This is a genomic window from Microcystis sp. BLCC-F210, from assembly GCF_042134685.1.
In the GTDB taxonomy this organism is placed as follows: domain Bacteria; phylum Cyanobacteriota; class Cyanobacteriia; order Cyanobacteriales; family Microcystaceae; genus Microcystis; species Microcystis aeruginosa_D.
This window is the reverse complement of the sequence record NZ_CP169647.1, coordinates 2,305,500-2,322,592: the sequence shown is the minus strand read 5'-3', so window position 1 is coordinate 2,322,592 and position 17,093 is coordinate 2,305,500. Positions and strand designations below refer to the sequence as shown.

The 17,093-nt window shown below is 36.8% G+C and carries 15 protein-coding genes; 4 read left to right on the top strand and 11 right to left on the bottom strand.

Annotated elements, in window-relative coordinates; genetic code table 11:
* Nucleotides 1–121 precede the first annotated feature (121 nt).
* The 3 genes from ACE3JL_RS11150 to ACE3JL_RS11140 form a co-directional block, all read right to left on the bottom strand.
* Nucleotides 122–736, bottom strand: a complete 615-nt coding sequence (locus ACE3JL_RS11150; RefSeq protein WP_375329481.1) for a DUF938 domain-containing protein — start codon at nt 734–736, stop codon at nt 122–124.
* A gap of 236 nt (nt 737–972) precedes the next feature.
* Complete coding sequence (gene nuoK, locus ACE3JL_RS11145; protein ID WP_197533180.1) at nt 973–1,278, bottom strand: NADH-quinone oxidoreductase subunit NuoK; 306 nt, start codon at nt 1,276–1,278, stop codon at nt 973–975.
* Between the two features lie 70 nt (nt 1,279–1,348).
* Nucleotides 1,349–2,707 (bottom strand): AAA family ATPase, encoded by a 1,359-nt coding sequence (locus ACE3JL_RS11140; RefSeq protein ID WP_375329480.1) that lies wholly within the window; start codon nt 2,705–2,707, stop codon nt 1,349–1,351.
* Between the two features lie 180 nt (nt 2,708–2,887).
* On the opposite strand from ACE3JL_RS11140, the gene ACE3JL_RS11135 reads away from it, so the two are divergent.
* The 3 genes from ACE3JL_RS11135 (at nt 2,888) to ACE3JL_RS11125 (ending at nt 4,836) form a co-directional block, all read left to right on the top strand.
* Nucleotides 2,888–3,184, top strand: a complete 297-nt coding sequence (locus ACE3JL_RS11135) for a hypothetical protein (RefSeq protein WP_002734992.1) — start codon at nt 2,888–2,890, stop codon at nt 3,182–3,184.
* 42 nt (nt 3,185–3,226) lie between these two features.
* Entirely contained in the window at nt 3,227–3,592 is a 366-nt protein-coding gene (locus tag ACE3JL_RS11130; protein WP_002732448.1) for a hypothetical protein, read from the top strand.
* A 452-nt stretch (nt 3,593–4,044) separates the two neighbouring features.
* Nucleotides 4,045–4,836, top strand: coding sequence for a leucine-rich repeat domain-containing protein (locus ACE3JL_RS11125; protein ID WP_375329479.1), 792 nt, complete (start codon nt 4,045–4,047; stop codon nt 4,834–4,836).
* A gap of 341 nt (nt 4,837–5,177) precedes the next feature.
* Here ACE3JL_RS11125 and nuoK (ACE3JL_RS11120) read toward each other — a convergent pair whose 3' ends face one another.
* The 5 genes from nuoK (ACE3JL_RS11120) to pyrE all read right to left on the bottom strand — a co-directional run bounded on the left by nuoK (ACE3JL_RS11120) (nt 5,178) and on the right by pyrE (nt 9,189).
* Nucleotides 5,178–5,483 (bottom strand): NADH-quinone oxidoreductase subunit NuoK, encoded by a 306-nt coding sequence (gene nuoK, locus ACE3JL_RS11120; protein ID WP_197533180.1) that lies wholly within the window; start codon nt 5,481–5,483, stop codon nt 5,178–5,180.
* A gap of 25 nt (nt 5,484–5,508) precedes the next feature.
* The gene (locus ACE3JL_RS11115; RefSeq protein ID WP_002734810.1) at nt 5,509–6,105 is read right to left on the bottom strand and encodes an NADH-quinone oxidoreductase subunit J; all 597 of its coding nucleotides are present in this window, start codon (nt 6,103–6,105) and stop codon (nt 5,509–5,511) included.
* Nucleotides 6,106–6,250: 145 nt separating this feature from the next.
* Nucleotides 6,251–6,823 carry an NAD(P)H-quinone oxidoreductase subunit I gene (gene ndhI / locus ACE3JL_RS11110; RefSeq protein ID WP_002733194.1) on the bottom strand — a complete coding sequence of 191 codons (573 nt, stop codon included), beginning with the start codon at nt 6,821–6,823 and terminating at the stop codon, nt 6,251–6,253.
* A gap of 42 nt (nt 6,824–6,865) precedes the next feature.
* A complete protein-coding gene (nuoH, locus tag ACE3JL_RS11105; protein WP_271988702.1) occupies nt 6,866–7,984 on the bottom strand; it encodes an NADH-quinone oxidoreductase subunit NuoH in 1,119 nt (372 codons plus the stop codon).
* A gap of 515 nt (nt 7,985–8,499) precedes the next feature.
* Entirely contained in the window at nt 8,500–9,189 is a 690-nt protein-coding gene (gene pyrE, locus ACE3JL_RS11100) for an orotate phosphoribosyltransferase (protein WP_271988703.1), read from the bottom strand.
* 53 nt (nt 9,190–9,242) lie between these two features.
* Here pyrE and ACE3JL_RS11095 point away from each other — a divergent pair, with 53 nt between their 5' ends.
* On the top strand, nt 9,243–9,695 hold the full coding sequence (locus ACE3JL_RS11095) for a porin (protein ID WP_271988705.1): 453 nt from the start codon (nt 9,243–9,245) through the stop codon (nt 9,693–9,695).
* A 13-nt stretch (nt 9,696–9,708) separates the two neighbouring features.
* On the opposite strand, the gene ACE3JL_RS11090 is transcribed toward ACE3JL_RS11095, so the two are convergent.
* The 3 genes from ACE3JL_RS11090 to ACE3JL_RS11080 form a co-directional block, all read right to left on the bottom strand.
* Nucleotides 9,709–11,703: an ABC transporter ATP-binding protein/permease gene (locus ACE3JL_RS11090; RefSeq protein WP_271988706.1), complete on the bottom strand. Its 1,995-nt coding sequence runs from the start codon at nt 11,701–11,703 to the stop codon at nt 9,709–9,711.
* A 174-nt stretch (nt 11,704–11,877) separates the two neighbouring features.
* Nucleotides 11,878–12,486, bottom strand: a complete 609-nt coding sequence (locus ACE3JL_RS11085; protein ID WP_271988707.1) for a DapH/DapD/GlmU-related protein — start codon at nt 12,484–12,486, stop codon at nt 11,878–11,880.
* Between the two features lie 78 nt (nt 12,487–12,564).
* Nucleotides 12,565–17,037, bottom strand: coding sequence for an amino acid adenylation domain-containing protein (locus tag ACE3JL_RS11080; protein WP_375329478.1), 4,473 nt, complete (start codon nt 17,035–17,037; stop codon nt 12,565–12,567).
* Nucleotides 17,038–17,093: the final 56 nt, after the last annotated feature.

Sequence of the window (17,093 nt, the reverse complement as noted above, 5' to 3'; positions counted from 1 at the left end):
AGCAATGCTAATCATTACTATAGCGTTTCCTGTTCGCAAAAGGTACATTATCGATGTTGAAAAGCTTAATCAGCAAAGGTTAAACTGTACCAAACAGGTGTGAGAACCGCTATAATAATTGCTATGTTAAAGCAAATAAAACCGATAGATTATTAGCTGGCATAGGAATTACTTCTAACAATTGTAAACCTCGATCGCTCGCTTCTTGCACCACATCTTCTAAATTCCTAACTCCCCAAGTAGAGTTTTGAGAACGGAGAGAAAAATCAAAGCTTTCATTACTAGGAGAAGTATGTTTTCCTTGCCGTTTATAAGGACCATAAAGATAGAGAATTCCCCCCGAACTGAGAATGCGACTCGCTCCCGCCATTAAAGCTAAACAAGCTGACCAAGGAGCGATATGAATCATGTTAATATTAACAATGGCGTTAATGACGATATTTTCCCTCTCTACTACCCAAACTGACTGATGAACATCGATAAATAGGGGGCGATCAAGATTAGAACTAGGATAATAATCGCACCAACTGCGAATACTATCTAGAGCCAGAGGGTTACAATCCGAGGGAATCCAACGACAAGGAGCAAGACGAGAGGCAAAAAAAACAGCGTGTTCACCCGTACCGCTAGATATTTCTAGGATATTGCCAGTCTTCGGTAAAAATTGGCTGAGAACTTCTAAAATCGGCTGACGATTGCGTTCTGTTGCCGGAGCATATTGACGTAAATCAGACATAGCTAGAGTTTACTGAAAAAGTACGGGCGAAGCATTCGGGCAATAACCTATCGGTGAAACCGTAGATTTTCTATCGGAATGCTGATTGATCGACCCTATGTAAGTTAAACTTATCACACAGAACCTAGAAGAGCCAACTCTTGAAATTTCAAACATTTAACACCGTACAAACAGGGAAAATTGGCCAAAAAAAACTCTCCCCAAAAAAGGGAGAGGGGGGGTAAATATTCAAAAGCTTACCATTTGAGCAGATTAAACTGTTCCATATCGATCGTGTCGCGGTTACGATAGATAGTCAGGATAATCGCTAAACCCACGGCTGCCTCGGCTGCGGCTACGGTAATCACGAAAATAGTAAAAATTTGGCCTCGGATATTAGCGGGGTCAAGATAGTTGGAGAAACCCATTAAGTTAATGTTAACAGAATTGAGCATCAATTCGATCGACATTAAAACCCGGACGGCATTGCGACTGGTGACTAAACCATAAATTCCGATACAAAATAAAGCCGCCGCTAATAACAAATAATACTCTAACTGAATCTGCATGATACCTCTAACATCGTACAGTGCAAAGTTCATGAGGTAAAAAATTATGATAACCGCCGCTTATTTAGATACCTGTATCTTTGATATATTTTTTAAACACAGGAGATAAATTAAATAAGATTTCTGATTCTTGAATTTTAGTTAACAAATATCTTTTTTGTAAAGATTGTAACCCTTTAATCAAGTCATCCCCTGATAAATCTAAACTTAATTTTAATTCATTTCTTGAACAATCTTTTTTTAGGTTGATTAAGGATTGAATAATTTGTTTTTCAATGGGCGATAATCTCTTAATTATTGTAGTCAAACTTTCCTTTATTTTTGCTGTAATAACAATATTTTCCTCTTGTAAAAACTCACCGACACAACCATGATAAACATCTTGAATTAAAACAGCAATATCTTTTAAATAAAATAAATTTCTTTCGTATAACTGAACTACTTTTAACCAGCTTTCTTCATCTTCAGAACCTAAATTATTGAGGATTGCCCGATTATTTAAACCTTGTAATTCAAGTAAATCTAATTTTTCATCTGAATAATACATTTCTGAACATCGCTCTTGACTAATTAAAATTAAACTACTTTGATGTTCAATTTCGTTAGTAATTATTGAAAAGAAATCCTGATACTTTTTATGTTTAGTTTGATATTGCCCTGCTAATTCACCCTCGCTAAATAATTCCTGTACATTGTCAAAAATGATTAAACACTTTTTCCGTTGCAATAACTTTAAAAACAGAGTCAATTTATCGTGATCATTTAAGATAAAATCCGTATTAATTTTAGTGAAAATATCAGTAATAATTGTGTCTAAACAATTGAATATTTTTAGATTTTGCCAAATAATTACTTCAAATTTTTCTAAATTTAATTCTACAAAATGTCTAACTAAGGTAGTTTTTCCAATTCCACTCAATCCTGATACAGAAATTAAGGGCTTTTTCTCAATTAATATTCTCTGTGTTAAGATTTCTAATTCTGAAATGCGATCACAGAAATTACGATTTATCTTTGGAGCTAAACTTAAATCATGATATGATGTTTCTGATGGAGATTTTTCTTTATTTTCAATTGGTTTAGTGGTGTCAGGTTGAGGAGACTTTACACAATAATTAATATTTTTATTTAGTATTGTAAAAAGTTGAGAATTAACTGCTTTTTCGATATTCCAACGAAAATTAGACTTATTAAGCTCTTTTTCTTCTAATCCTAATTGCTTAGATAAAACCTTAAATATTTTATTTCTACTCACATCGCCAATATGTTTCTCATCATAACCATAACTATCCGCAATTTCTTTATAGGTTTTGCCGTTTAATAACTCTTCAATAATGTGTCGCTGAATATCGCTAAGACTTTGCCCATCTTCCTCTATCAATAAATCTTCGATAAAACGCAACAAGTGTAAACTATCCTTCATGGTGTGAAAGTGAATAAATTGTTACCTATATTATAGTTCAGTCATTGTAAAACAAGATCAAGTCATTTCTGGCCTTGTCTTAACATTTTTTTACAAAACATCAGGTGAAATCTGGTGGTGGTTGAAAAAAATCTTTGCGATGATTATAGGTAGCAATCCAAATATCAGAAATACTAAATTATGAACTTTCAACCTAGTTATCATGGACAGAACAAAGAAGTCCAAGATGTTTTAAATGAGACTAACGATCTCATAAGCGAGGCAAACATACTACTTAATCATCAGTCAAGTCCAACACAGACATCTTCAACTGATAGTGACAATCTCGTTAGATCAAATTATACATTACAAAGAGAGATTAACAGGTTAAATCATAACATTGAAATAGAAAAGATAGAGGAATTAGCAGAATTGGGTAGCCCTTATAGTTACTACGAAAGTTCTTTTGATGACTATGATGATTACGGTGACTACTAATAAAAAATAAAGAACAATTAATCAAAGAGGTTGCAACTAATCATGAAAAACATCTTCAATTTATCGAAAGTTATTCCTTTTATCTGCATATCCCCATATATCATTACATCAATTATTGTTTCAATTCCACCAGCAAATGCTCAAAGTGCCGCTATAGGTCGCCAAGTATCAAAATCCTTAGCTCGCATCTGGGCTGAAAATTTCGCTGCTGGTGCTGGAAGACGGGCGGGGGACTTTATTGTTGTAGCAGCGACAGGGGCTGTACTATCAGGACAACAAGCCCAAAGATTTGTCAACTCAGGACAAACATATGTAAGACACGGTATAGTTTACTATTATGGACGACCATATAGAGTTTGTCAACACTTTCAAGGAAATACTCCAGTATCTTATGTTTATTACTGTTAGCTTGTCGGTTGGGTTGCATACCGTAATCCAACTTGATGATTATTTTCTATCTTGATTCGTTGGGTTTCATGAAATTATGATTAAAAATGTCATCATTTTGATTCTATTAGCTTTGGGAGGTGTGTTTTACCACCTCAATAGTGTAAATCAAAGAGCTTTGGAATGTGTTGCTTATGTACATGAAGGGGTTGATCTTACTGGAAGAGGAAAAAATAACTGTACCAATCCCGAACTTATTCCTTAATTTTCAGGGCGATCGCCTTTTTGTTTGTAGCAATGGCTTTAGTTTCATGTTATTCAACCCTACCTACATTTAAAAGCGATCGCCTTTTTGTTTGTAATCATGACTTCAATAACCCCTAAAAGCGTTACTATGAAAGGGGTGATCTCTTTTTGAGTGACAATCTCGCAGAGAAAAATTTTAAAATTATAAAACGGCAATATTAAGTTTTATGGAATTTAAACAATCTGTGTCCTTCGTTTTATCTGGATTATTGACTATCGCCAGCATAGCAAACACAACTTCAGCTATAGCTCAGGGTTCCAATTTTTTTCCTTCTTTTTTTGAATTATGTAATCGTTTACAGTCTCTTCCACCAGATCAAAAATACACTATAGAAATACTGCTACGAGAAGCAAAAACTGAAAATTGTCAAACAGCCTCAAATTATTTAACAAATCTTCAGGAGTTGTCTTTAGTTAATAATCAAATAGTAGATCTAACGCCTTTAGCTAATTTAACTAATCTTATCGAGTTGCGTTTACGTCAGAATCAAATAGTAAATGTAAATGCGTTAGCTAATTTAACTAACCTTACCCACTTAGATTTACAAACCAATCAAATAATAGACATAACCTCATTAGCTAATTTAACTAATCTTGAGGTATTGCTTTTATCAGACAATAAAATAAAAGATATAACTCCCTTAGCTAATTTTACTAATCTTAGGACTTTGTCTTTAATGGATAATCAAATAGTAGATGTAAGTCCTTTAGCTAACTTAAATAATCTTGAGGTATTGTTTTTATCAGACAATAAAATAAAAGATTTAACTCCTATATATAAGTTAGGTCTTCATGTGGATTTGTTAGGTGGAATTATTATCAACATCAGCCCTGAAGGAGTACCTGCTATCGATGGTGGTTATTCCTGTGAGTGTGATCATTCTTCCTGTGTGTGCGATCGCCTTCAGCCCACGACTCCAACCCAACCCATCCCAGAGCTTAAAAAAAACTCTTATTGAGAAATATCCTCAACAAAATAGGGCTAATCCACGACAACCCTACTCAAAAATTACTTTGGCAAAATTTTGCCACTGATACCCTATCCACTCCCCTAAGACTGCTCTCTTAGGTTTGGTGGGCAAAATGTATTCTAAGATACAGTCCTGCTGGCGAGCGAGTGGAAGGAACCACAAAGGACACAAAGATTGAGCGATCATAATGTAAGTTAAACTTATCACACAGAACCTAGAAGAGCCAACTCTTGAAATTTCAAACATTTAACACCGTACAAACAGGGAAAAATTGGCCAAAAAAAACTCTCCCCAGAAAAGGGAGAGAGGGGGGGTAAATATTTAAAAGCTTACCATTTGAGCAGGTTAAACTGTTCCATATCGATCGTGTCGCGGTTACGATAGATAGTCAGGATAATCGCTAAACCCACGGCTGCTTCGGCTGCCGCTACGGTAATCACGAAAATAGTAAAAATTTGGCCTCGGATATTAGCGGGGTCAAGATAGTTGGAAAAACCCATTAAGTTAATGTTAACAGAATTGAGCATCAATTCGATCGACATTAAAACCCGGACGGCATTGCGACTGGTGACTAAACCATAAATTCCGATACAAAATAAAGCCGCCGCTAATAACAAATAATACTCTAACTGAATCTGCATGATACCTCTTTTTTGGGTCTTATTTAGGGGCGGTTAATTCTCTAGGTCGTTCGGGTAATGTTAAAGCTGTGGCCGTAGGTTCTTCAGCTTTTAGGGTGGGGATAAGGTCACGACGAGCTAAAATAATTGCTCCGACCATGGCCATTAATAATAACACGGAAGCTAATTCAAAGGGTAGCAGGAAATCACTAAAGAAATGCTTACCGATTTCTACTAAAGTATTAGTCACAACGGCGGGAGAAGTGCTAGAAATTGACCAAGGTGTGATTAAAACCATGGTCGATAACAGCACAAATAAACCCACACAAACTAAAGCAGTAGATGCCTGACGGATCCAACGTTTAGGAATATCAGAAAAGTCCTCTTGCTTGTTAACAAGCATAATAGCAAAGAGAATTAAAACGTTAATCGCACCCACATAAATTAGAATTTGTGCCGCCGCTACAAAATCAGCATTTAGTAAGAGATATAAACCGGAAATGCTGATAAAAACACCGCCCAATAAAAAGGCGGAATAAACGATATTAGATAATAGTACCACGCCTAAAGCTGTCCCGATTACTAGGGCTGCTAAAATGCCAAAAGATACTATTTGAACGCCCTCGGCTAAATTCACAGTAGTTTCATCTCCTTTTATGTTTGAGAGTTATTAATTATTAGTTATCAGCTTCTGAAGGCAAGAGGCAACAGGCAAGAGGCAAAAGACAGAATCTGGCAATTCTCCTACCTAAAAACCGTGACGGCTGATAGCTAACTGCTAATTAATCGGTAATTTCTTCCGGACGTTTACCGGCGCGTTGACTACCGGCGGGTAAATCGTGGGGTTCGATGACACCTTTAGGCAGATAACCTAATTCCCTCAGAGGTGTTACCATCGGGTCTTGGGTGACTTTGTAGGGTAAACGGCCTAGGGCGACGTTATCATAGTTTAATTCATGACGATCATAGGTCGCTAGTTCGTATTCTTCGGTCATCGATAGGCAATTAGTCGGACAGTATTCCACACAATTACCGCAGAAAATACAGACCCCAAAATCGATACTGTAGTGTTTGAGTTCTTTCTTTTTAATTTCCTTGTTAAAAGTCCAATCCACTACGGGTAAATTAATCGGACAAACTCGCACACAAACTTCACAAGCGATACATTTATCGAACTCAAAGTGAATTCTACCCCGATAACGTTCCGAGGGAATTAACTTTTCGTAGGGATACTGGACGGTAATCGGACGACGACGCATATGATCGAAGGTAACGGATAAACCTTCGCCGATGTATTTCGCCGCTTGAATGCTACCTTTGGCGTAATCGCTGACTTGTTTGAGGATGTTAAACATGATGGTCAGAGGGGTAGTGGGTTAAAAGGGCAAAAAAGGAAATTAACCGCCAAAAGCAAAGGGAAAAGCTAGTTTTAGGGCGGCGGTAAGTAGTAGGTTAACTAAAGATACCGGTAGGAGGAATTTCCAGCCTAAATCGAGTAATTGGTCAATGCGAACCCGGGGTACTGTCCAACGCAAGAGAATGGCGATGAAGATGAGGAAATAGGCCTTTAATACTGTCATCGTAATCCCTAGGGAAGCGGTGATAATTTGTAGCCAGGGATTGGTTTCACTGACTCCCAACCAGCCGGCCACAGCATTGACGGGGATAGGAAATTCCCAACCACCAAGATAAAGGACGGCGAAAACTAGGGCCGACAGCACCAGGTTAACGTAGGAACCCACATAAAAAAGAGCGAATTTCATCCCCGCGTATTCGGTTTGATAACCGGCGACTAATTCCTCCTCCGCTTCCGGTAAATCGAAAGGCAGACGTTCACACTCAGCTAAAGCGGCAATCCAGAAAATCAGAAACCCCACCGGTTGGCGCCAGATATTCCAGCCTAAAATGCCATAACCGGATTGTTGTTCGACAATATCAATGGTACTGAGACTATTAGATATCATCGCGATCGCTAATACCGATAAAGCCAAGGGAATTTCATAACTAATCGATTGCGCCGCCGCCCGCAGGCCTCCCAGTAAGGAATACTTATTATTTGAGGCATAACCCGCCATTAATAAACCAATGGGGGCAATACTGGACAAGGAAATCCATAAAAAGATACCTACGTTTAGGTCAGTAATCAGCAGATTTTGACCGAAGGGGACGATGAGATAGGAGACAAACACCGGCATCACCACCAAAATCGGCCCGAAGAGGAATAACCAGGGGTCAGCCTTAGCGGGGACGACATCTTCTTTAAAGACTAATTTCAGACCGTCGGCGACTGGTTGTAAAACGCCCAAAGGTCCTGCGTATTCCGGCCCGATACGCTGTTGGACGGCGGCGGAAATTTTCCTTTCTAACCAGACGCAGACTAAAACCCCCACCGTGGCGGCTATAATCATCAGGAACATGGGTAAAGGCATCCAAATCGCTTTAGCCAGTCCTCCACTTAATCCCAAGTCTGTTAGGGATTTAATGAAACTTTCTTGTAAATCTATGCCTTGATTCATATTTGGCGATCGCTGTACTGTCAATAGTTCGGCATGGTCTGAAGATTTTTAAGCAAATCTTATAGCCTAGTATACAGTTAGTCGGTCTGAGGGTTATCAGTAAAGTGACAAAGGCTTCAACTCATTAGCAGCCAAGAGAGTCAAGGAATCTTGATTCCCCCGCCGACAATAGGTATTAGTCAATAGTTAAACTCTGAATCTATCAATGTTCTCATCTGTTTCTTAGCGCCGACAACCTCAGCTAGTTATCAATTATTCACAGGAAAAAAATCTAGTTAAGTAGCTGGTTATAATTAAATTAAAAATGGATTTTAGGTTCGATCCCCCCTGCTCCCCTTGATAAGGGGGGTTTCTGATAATTTTTAACTCCTATCTACTTAACTTATCGTTTAGGCAATGAAAGCAGCCCGCTTGAATCTGTCTTCCTCTTTGTGTTCTTTGTGCCTTTGTGGTTTATCCCCAGAGCCAATCCGACTGTTAAAATCCAGTTATCGAGCGTTTCTCGCCAATCGCCGCTATTTTTTCTGATAAGCCGCCTGTAGGTCTTGAATCGAAAACAAAGCTTGAAACTGTATTCCCTGAGATTGGTAAAATTCCGCCCCTCCTTGCTCTCTATCCACCAAAGCAATGATTAAATCTACTTGATAACCCGCATTGCGTAATCTTTCTACCGCTACCATGGCACTTTTCCCCGTTGTCACCACATCTTCGAGGACAACCACCGCAGCACCAGGGTTTAAAGTCGGCCCCTCGATATAAGCCATAGTACCGTGACCTTTTGCCTCTTTGCGGACGATTAAGGCTGGAATAGGGCGATTTTCGTAGGCAGATACCACACTAACGGCGCTGACAATCGGATCTGCTCCTAGGGTTAATCCTGCCACCGCTTGGGTGTCTGGAGGCAGTAGAGACAACAATAAACGCCCCACGGCTAAAGCTCCCTCCCCAGTCAGGGTAACTTGTTTACCGTTGATATAGTAGCTGCTTTTTTGTCCTGAGGACAGGGTGAAATCTCCCTCTCGATAGGCAAGACGGACAAGAGCATCGAGGAGAAATTGACGCAGGGAAGCAGTATCAAGATTCGCTACCGAGGAATTAGCCATATTTTCAGGATTAGGAGCCTGATTGACTCCAAAATTTCGGTTACAATTAAGCCAAAAGTCATTATATATTGACTCGATCGCTAGTATTGATTTCTTTCTCATCCCATTGACGCGATTTTTTAATTAACCCTATCCCTGTGAGGAGATTTTTACCCATGCGCGCTAAGTTTTTACTTCCTCCCCTGTTTTGTTTAACTGGTTTAGTCTGGTTGAGTTCGTCTAATGCGATCGCCCAAACTCCACCCGCCACCAATCCTGCACCGGTAAAAACCCAACAATTGCAACTTGTCCCCTCTCCCGATACGGCGGTAGGATTTAATAATATCCCCGGTTTGTTTAACCGCGCTGTTAATAACAATACGGGTCGTTTCTACGACTATACCAGCATTTTAGGACAGTTCAACTCTATTTTTGGTTGGCGTACTTTTATGCAAGGTTCTTATTTCGATAATCTGATTACCCGGGATGCCAAATTAACCGAAACTTTATACTATGATGTCATGCAACAGCAACAGTCTGGGCCGTTAATTCGCACCCGAGATTTACCCAATCCCTTCGATACTTCCCTACAGGAAAATCCCAGTTATTTAAGTCCAGGGGGATTTTAATCCCCCTGAGAAGCTATACTCTCACCCATTTGGCAATATCAAGGGTTTTGTCATAACGATAGCTCATGCCATCATTAGCAATAATCGTTTGATCTCGACTAGCTTTATTTTTAATGGTACTTAAGCTATAGTTAGTCAGTTTTTGCATTTCTTGATGGGTAAAATTGTCTTGATTGTTTATTTCAGAGACAATTTCTATCGTTTCATCAACGGGTTGGTTACTGTTAGAATGAGTCGCAATCGCTGTTGATGGATGATAGTCTGCCATGCTCATTAAACGCCAAGTAGAATCCTCGGAAAGTTCCAAAACCCTTTGATGATAGTTAAACAAACTTTCTCGATGTCCGACACTAATAAAGGTCTTGCCAGTTTGTTGTAACTGTTTATATAAATGATCTTCATTTTTTAAATCTAAAGCACTGGTGGCTTCATCTAAAATCACAAAATCTGGCTGATTAACGAATAGTCGCGCAAAGGCTAGACGTTGTTGTTCTCCTAAAGATAAAATATTTTCCCAATCCACTTCTTCATCAAAATTTTTGATGCGATTAAGAACATCTTGTAGGTTAACTTCTTGTAAGATTTCTTTTAATTGAAATTCACTCATCTCCGTTGTCGTTTGAGGATAAATCAGCTGTTCGCGCAGGTTTCCTAAAATGATGTAAGGACGTTGGGGTAAAAATAATAAATCGTCGAGGGGAGGTCGCATCAAATGACCTGTACCTGTATTCCATAACCCAGAAATAGCACGTAAAAGAGAACTTTTTCCTCGACCACTTGGCCCAACAATTAATAAACCTTCCCCCGGTTCAACGGACAGGGATAAATGTTCAACAATCACTTTAGCAGCATCGGGAGTTTGTAAGGTGACATCCTCAAAAGTTAGATTGTTATTTTCAATGACTTTAATGGTATTAACTGGGTTGGTTTGTTTGCTTACATCATCTAAAGCTTGGGAAAAATTTTCTAACCGTTCAATATAATTAATAAACGCACCAGAGCGTCCAAATTCATCGACTAACACAGATAAAGCTGTGGAAAAAAAATAGCAACAATAGCTGGCTTGGTTAACTTGTCCAAACTCAATTTCACCACTAATATATAATGGGGAAACAATTAAAAAGGGGAAGATTTGAACCATGGATTCATAGCCGCGGTTAAAAAATTCTTGGTTTCTTTCCCAATTAATCCTTTCAATGATAATTTTAATCAACTGATTGAACTTCCTTTGAATAATATTTAACTCTTTTTCTTCCCCTCTAAAAAATGCAATTGATTCGGCGTGAGTCCGAACATGAGTAATGGCGTATTTATAGTTTCCTTCGGTTTCTAATTGTTGTTTACTGACTTTATTTAATTGTTGAGTAATATAGGTAGCAAGAATATTTCCAATAATCGTATAAACCAGAAGCACTATAGAAATGGTTTTAGAAATTGACCAAAGGATGACAATAAAAACCAGCATCTCCATGAGTTTTTCGACGCAGGTTGTTAAAAAGTCCATCGTTGTTCTGGTGATGGGTTGAATTTCTTGGGATAAACGTTGATCTGGATTTTCAATATCTCCTTTAAAATTGATTTGATAATAAGCACGATTTTTAAAATATTTTTGCAAGATACTACTATTGATCCATTGATACCAATCCAGCGCAATTAGTTGTTTAAGAAACTTGGACAATCCTCCGAAAAACGTCATGCTGCCTAGGGTAATCCCATAAATAATGACAAAATAAGTTAATTTTTCTGCATCCTTAGCTTCTGTGAAGGTAATTAAGTATCTAAAAACAAAACTATTAAACGCATTAAGACCTACTACTCCCACTAATAATAAAAACAATAAAACGAGCATTCCCCAGGAACGAATAATCTGCGAAAAAGCTCTATCCTGGTGTTCTTTCGGATACCAATAAGCTTGAATAAATCTTGAAAATTCTTGAAGAGATTGATTGAAAGTTTGGACATCTTCTTTGAGATTTATAGTATCTGAGGTTTTTTGTGCAACATTCATAGGATTCTCCTTGCTCTAAAATAAGGGACATTAGAACTTTGAATATCTATCTCTTGAGTTAGACATTAATTCAGCATACCATAAAAAGCTGCATTATTATCAGAAATTATATTATTACTATTTTCTGGATTTTCTACAGATCAGGAATGAATATTAACCAGAATTAAATCAGATTCATAATCGTTTGATAATTTTGGCAGGATTACCAGCAACAACAGTAAAAGGTTCTACATCTTTTGTCACAACAGAACCTGCTCCAATAATTGCTCCTTTACCAATCGTAACCCCTTTAAGAATACCAACATTAAATCCAATCCAAACATGATCTTCTATCACCACAGGTGCAGATTGTATATCAACATCCTTAGCATCCTTAATCAGATTATTCAAAATGACGACTTCCATAAATTCTTTCTGTCTTAAAATATAATTTAATGAATGAGCATCGGTATCATAAATATTGACATCATCGGAAATTATAACTTCGTTTCCAATTTTGATAGAAGTAGCTGATCTAATTCGAGTTTTCTCACCAATATAACAATTTTTACCTATTTCTATTTTTCCACCATGAGCAAATAAAAATAATTCACCCAATATGACGGTATTCTCTCCAATTTGAATTAGACTTTTATCCTCCCTAAGGTTTATACACTTTCCGATAAATTTGACGGAACTGTGAAATGTAGCATTGTCGGAAAGTTTTTTATGTTTTTCGATCCGTTCTTGTTCTTCTAAAAATTTTGAAATCAATAAATATAACTGATGTCTTACGTTAAACATAATATTGTCCTCGTGAAATTAATAAAGTGATCACATAAGTTGGTTTAATTTAGCTGTCGTGTTTGATTAAATCGACATTTATTGTGTTAAAAACCCACTTTTAGTAAAATATTCAAAATAAGTTTTTAACAATTTTTGATCAATCGGGGGAAAATTAAAGGCCGTACCCTTTAACCCCATTACCGTATTTTGAGAATCCAACTCGGGGGAATAACCTGCGGATAAATTTTCATCTGAAAAAATATCTAACACCGCTGATAAAGCATTATCTGTATTAATTTTACATTGTTCTGTTAAATGCGATCGCCATTTTTCAAAGGAAACCAACTGCAACGGATAACCCATTTCCCGAACACAATCAAATAGCTCACGATTTAAGGTTGGGTGAGAATTCAATAAATTAAATGCTTTCCCTAAAGAGCTTTCTTGACTGGCTAAATGTACAATTGCACCACTCACATAATCCACAGGAGTGAGGTCGTCTGTACTGTCACCAAAATCAGGAATCATTCCTAATTGAATACAGCCTTTAATCATACGACAAAACAAATCTTCTCTATTACAAATTCCAGTTTTACTATGTCCAATAATTCGAGATGCTCTAAAAATTGTAATCGGAAGTCCCCGCTTTCCAGCTTCCATGATTAATTTTTCGGCGACCCATTTACTTTGAGTATAACCAGCATTGAGTCCATGATTTATACCTAGAGGATCAGATTCTTGAATTAAGTTCCCTTGAGCATAACTGGGGGAAAAAACAGAAGTTGTCGAGACAAAATTAACAGGTTTAGTTTTAATTAAGCACGCTAATCTCAAGATTTCTGCTGTTCCTAAAACATTAGTGGGTTTCAGTATTGAATAGGGATAAATGGCATTAACCCAAGCTCCATTATGATAAATCACATCAATTTGATTGGCTAATTCCAGAAAATCAGGTTGACACATTCCTAAACGTTGTTGGGATAAATCACCAATAACAGGAATAATACGAGAGCTTTTCTGTTCATCCCATAATTGAAAGGTTTTTAATTTCTGGTAAATTTTCGCTTGAGCTTGTTCTAAACTTTTGTCTCGAATTAAACAATGAATATTAGCTTCTGTTTTATCCAGCAATTCAGCTAATAAATGAATTCCAAGAAAACCCGTAGCTCCTGTTAGCAAAATATCAGCAGGTTTTTGAGGAAAGAAAGTCAGAATATTCTGCGGTTGAATGGAGGGGTCTAAGGTGATTTCAACTTGCCAATGTGGGATTTGAACACTCTCAATTTTATCAGATAAATTCAAGTCTAAATTAGAGGATAATCCTGCTACCGTCGGTTCTGAAAAAAGATAGTTTAAAGGAATATTAATAGCTAATTGTTCTCGCAGTCGAGAAATCACTTGGGTAGCTTTTAAAGAATGGCCACCTAAGTCAAAGAAATTATCGAAAATACTAATTTGCTTTAACCCTAAAACATCTTGCCAAATCTCAGCAACAATTTTTTCTGTAGCTGTTCGGGGTGTAATAATCGTTTTTTGCTCCCGAATTTCGGTGGGTGCGGGTAAAGCGTTACGATCAATTTTCCCACTGCTCATTAAGGGCAATTCTTGAAGCTGTACAAAGAAAGCTGGAATCATATAATCTGGTAATTTCTGTTTGAGAAAACTTCGCACTTTTATAGGATCAATAGATTGGAATTTTGACACAATATAAGCAACTAATTGTTTATTATTTGTTTGATCTTCTCTAACAATTACCGCCGTCGCTCGGACATCTGGGTATTCAGTTAATATGGCTTCAATTTCGCCAATTTCAATACGAAACCCTCGAATTTTGACTTGATTATCAATGCGTCCTAAAAACTCTATATTTCCATCGGGTAAATAACGAGCTAAATCTCCAGTTTTATAGAAACGTTGATATTCTGATGAATTAAAAGCATGAGTAATAAACTTTTCACGGGTTAAATCATTGCGATTGAGATAACCTTTGGCCAAACCTAAACCTCCAATTAACAGTTCTCCTGGTATTCCAATCGGGACTTGTTGCAAATAGCGATCACAAATATAAACCTGTGTATTTGTAATCGGTTTACCAATGGCAACAGAATGAATTTGAGCAATTTTATGACTCAAATTGGGATTAAAAACCGTGGTGGTTATCGTCGCTTCTGTCGGTCCATAGGCATTCAACCAAGTGATATCTTCTCGTTGACTATTTGATAGGATTTTTTGCCATAATATTAATCGCTCTGCTAATACTTCTTCACTTCCTGTAATCACTAAGCGTAGGGTTTCTGGTAAAGTTATTAAAGTTTGAGATAAATCTAATACCCATTCATGCCAATAAGTAGCCGGAAGATTAATTACCGTTAAACAATTGTGCTGAATAAATTGAGTAAAATCAGCTAAAGAAGGGAACATTAATGCAGGACGCATGACTAAAGTTGCACCCGTTAAAAAGGTTGGATAAATTTCTTCAGCAGCTACATCAAAGGTAAAAGAAGCAAATTGTAAAATTCGGTCACGACTTGTTAAATCATAGGCTTTAATAATTCCTAAGCTATGATTAACTAAACTTTGATGTTCAATCATAACCCCTTTAGGAGTGCCTGTTGAACCAGAGGTATAAATAATATAAGCTAAATTATTTGGCTGAATAGGGTTAACTAAATTGTTTTTGCTTTGACTAGCAATTGAGCTTTCTTCAGTATCCAGACAAACCACTTCTGCTTGATGATCACGGAATAAATTAACGAAGGTATTTTGAGTGATTAATACCGAGACTTGAGCATCATTTAAGATATAGTTTAAACGCTCTTGGGGATAATTGGGAGCTAGAACAAGATAAGTACCACCCACTTTAAGAATTGCCAATAAACTGATAATAATAGAGACAGATTGTTCTAAACAAATTCCCACTAATGATTCAATTTTAACCCCCTTAGATTGGAGATAATGAGCTAATTGATTAGCACGATGATTTAAGTCTTGATAGGTAATTTTTTCCCTGTCCCATTCTATTGCGATCGCAGTTGGAGTTTTTAAAACTTGATGTTCAAATAATTCATGAATACAAACCTTTGGATTTTCAGCAATATTAGTCTGATTCCATTGAGCTAATAACTTTTGTTCTGATAAAGGTAAAATAGGTAATAATTCAATCGATTGTTCAGGATTAACTGCAATTCCTTCTAACAAGGTTTGAAAGTGGGTAATCATGCGTTCAATCGTGTCTTGATTAAACAACGCGCAATTATAATCAAAAGATCCGACTAAACCCTCAGTCGTTTCTTGCATGGCTAAGGTTAAATCAAATTGAGCAATTAAAGCATTCATCGTGACGGGAGTTAATTTTAAATCCGCCATCGAAAAATGATTAATGTGCAGCATATCTTCCCAAGAAAACATCACTTGGAATAAAGGACTATAACTTATATTTCGTTGAGGATTTACCGCTTCTACCACCTTCTCTAAGGGTAAATCTTGGTGTTCATAAGCTTCTAAAACTACTTGTTTGACTTGATTTAATAAAGCTTTAAACGAGAGATTTTCTTTAAACTGAGTGCGAATGGGTAAGGTATTAATAAAGCAACCAATTAAGGGTTCAATTTCAGGAAATTGTCGATTTCCACTAGGAATTCCAATCACAATATCTTCTTGACTGCTATAACGATATAATAAAATATTAAAAGCCGTTAACAGCGTCATATTCAAAGTAGCGGTTGACGTTTGGCTAATATTTTTCAGGTTTTGGCTTAATTCTGGACTTATTTTAAATGTACAATTATTGCCTTTAAACGTTTGTATGGGAGGACGAGGATGATCAGTGGGAATTTCTAATAAGGGTGGAATTCCTGTTAATTGTTGTTGCCAATAATTAACTTTTTTGGTGAGTTTATCTCCTTGTAACTGTTGTCTTTGCCAAACGGCAAAATCACCATATTGAATAGGTAAATCGGGTAAAGGATTAGATTGTTTTTGTAAAAAAGCTTCATATAAACGAGAAAGTTCTTGTAGTAAAACTTTCATTGACCAGCCATCAAAAATAGAATGGTGTAAACTCAAAAATAAAAGATAAGAATCAGCTTTTAATTTAACCAAAAAAGTCCGCATTAAAGGAGCTTGGGTTAAGTCAAAGGGAGCATAAATTTCTTGTTCGGTTAATCGCTCTAATTCTTGGGTTTGTTCCGCAGAAGATAAGGACTGTAAATCCACTAAAGGCAAATTTAACTGAATTTTCGGTTTAATAATTTGTCGGGGAATTTCGTCAACTTCTTGAAAACAAGTTCGCAACAATTCATGACGTTGCATAATAGTTTCTAAAGCTTTTTTAAAGATATCAATATCCAAATTGCCTTCAATTTGAAAGCGAAACGCCATATTATAGGTATAGCCGTTAGCTTCTAATTGGTACAAAAACCAAAGTCGTTCTTGAGAAAAAGAAAGCGGTACAAGTTGAGACGGATTCCTAGTAGGTATCGTATTTGTTTTTACACCGATTCCTTTTTTTTGTAGTAACAGCTTGAGTAATTTCTGTTTGTCTTGAGAGTTATGGTTCATTTTTGACATGGTTTAAATAGGATTAATTCAGTGATTTTAGGTTGGCTTAATGGATATAAATCAAC

Bases quoted from the DNA above. Each gene is read 5' to 3' on its own strand.
- ACE3JL_RS11150 (WP_375329481.1), bottom strand. From the start codon at position 736: ATGTCTGATTTACGTCAATATGCTCCGGCAACAGAACGCAATCGTCAG.
- ACE3JL_RS11140 (WP_375329480.1), bottom strand. From the start codon at position 2,707: ATGAAGGATAGTTTACACTTGTTGCGTTTTATCGAAGATTTATTGATA.
- ACE3JL_RS11135 (WP_002734992.1), top strand. From the start codon at position 2,888: ATGAACTTTCAACCTAGTTATCATGGACAGAACAAAGAAGTCCAAGAT.
- ACE3JL_RS11130 (WP_002732448.1), top strand. From the start codon at position 3,227: ATGAAAAACATCTTCAATTTATCGAAAGTTATTCCTTTTATCTGCATA.
- ACE3JL_RS11125 (WP_375329479.1), top strand. From the start codon at position 4,045: ATGGAATTTAAACAATCTGTGTCCTTCGTTTTATCTGGATTATTGACT.
- ndhI (WP_002733194.1), bottom strand. From the start codon at position 6,823: ATGTTTAACATCCTCAAACAAGTCAGCGATTACGCCAAAGGTAGCATT.
- nuoH (WP_271988702.1), bottom strand. From the start codon at position 7,984: ATGAATCAAGGCATAGATTTACAAGAAAGTTTCATTAAATCCCTAACA.
- pyrE (WP_271988703.1), bottom strand. From the start codon at position 9,189: ATGAGAAAGAAATCAATACTAGCGATCGAGTCAATATATAATGACTTT.
- ACE3JL_RS11095 (WP_271988705.1), top strand. From the start codon at position 9,243: ATGCGCGCTAAGTTTTTACTTCCTCCCCTGTTTTGTTTAACTGGTTTA.
- ACE3JL_RS11090 (WP_271988706.1), bottom strand. From the start codon at position 11,703: ATGAATGTTGCACAAAAAACCTCAGATACTATAAATCTCAAAGAAGAT.
- ACE3JL_RS11085 (WP_271988707.1), bottom strand. From the start codon at position 12,486: ATGTTTAACGTAAGACATCAGTTATATTTATTGATTTCAAAATTTTTA.
- ACE3JL_RS11080 (WP_375329478.1), bottom strand. From the start codon at position 17,037: ATGTCAAAAATGAACCATAACTCTCAAGACAAACAGAAATTACTCAAG.